Source organism: Arachidicoccus sp., assembly GCF_050436765.1.
GTDB lineage: Bacteria > Bacteroidota > Bacteroidia > Chitinophagales > Chitinophagaceae > Arachidicoccus.
The window spans coordinates 1-1,343 of sequence record NZ_JBNQGD010000362.1; the positions used below are offsets into that span (position 1 = coordinate 1).

The 1,343-nt window shown below is 38.9% G+C and carries 1 protein-coding gene; it reads left to right on the forward strand.

Annotation, left to right across the window (positions count from 1 at the left end; genetic code table 11):
• Positions 1-56: 56 nt before the first annotated feature.
• The coding region (locus ACQR30_RS15305) for an ROK family protein (protein WP_429736629.1) at positions 57-1,343 on the forward strand (1,287 nt) is incomplete at its 3' end.

Consider the following 1,343-nt stretch of genomic DNA (forward strand, 5'->3'; position numbering starts at 1 on the left):
GTAATTATCGAAGCGATTGCTTAACATATAATATAGAAATAAAACTCCCCGGAAAAATGACAATACATCATAAATATATAGGTCTTGATGTGGGTGGAAGCCATGTTACTGGAAGTATCATTGACGGGGAATTGACCCAAAAACACCCCTTGCTTTCAATAAGAAAAGATATTAATGCTTTCGACCAATCATCAAAATTGATTGCAGATATTGGCAATTGTATCAATGAAATGCTGTTGGAAAATCTGCCAATAGAAGCGGTGGGAATTGCTTTTCCCGGACCCTTTAATTATGAAAAAGGAGTTTCCGCCATTGCAAATGTCGGCGGCAAATTTGAAAAAACCTTCGGCCTTCATATAAAGCAGGCATTAAAAGATCTGACGGGCTTGACGAACACTTTTTTTTGTTTTTCAAATGATGCACATTGTTTCGCCAAGGGCGCATTTAACCGACATGAATTAAGCAGCCGCAGAACCGTCGTCATCACTTTGGGAACAGGCTTTGGCTCGGCATTTATGCAAGACGGCATTTTACTTAATAAACATTCCGCACTGCCTGAATCCTGCGCATTTTACGATCAAAATTTTTTATTGAGCCGCGCCGACGATTATTTCTCCACTCGGTGGATACTAAAAGAATACAAGCAAAGGACAGGCAAGGAAATCAAGTCAGTAAAAGAAATAGCCATCGTAAATCCAGGACTTGCGGCCTCCATTTTTGACGATTTTGGTGCCAATCTCGGGACCTTCCTTTTACCTTGGTTACGGCAATTCCAATGTGATGAACTAGTAATAGGAGGCAATATTTCAAAAGCAAACCCGTTATTCCTACCCTCTTTAAAAAATCAATTGGGTGAGCTAACGGAGCATTTGAAGATTGTTTTTTGTGACGACGCGGAAGATTGTATTTTAATAGGTGCTGCTATTATTGCAGCGGAACAAAATGAAATAAATTCAATGACAAATAAAAGAAAAACTACCCAACCTTTGTTACCGCTTATGGCTCCCCAAACGGTTAACCTTTCCTACGACGTTTTCCCTTCATTTCATACAGATCGATCCGTATATAAGGGTTTCGACTCGTTAGCCGATAAGATTAGCAATGAAAAAATAGTCATAATTGATGGTTTTGGAGGCGTGTTATGGGAAAACTTTCGCGAGCAACTCCATGATAGTTTACGCACCAGGGAGAAAAATGTTTTTTGGTATGACGTCAATAGTTGTTTGAAGTCCTCAAATGAAATTGAAAGGATGATTGAGGAGAATCTCAATGGAGATGATCCCGTATTTGGAAAAAAATATAAAGGGGATCTTTCTGACTTTTTTGATACCGAAAAATTAAAG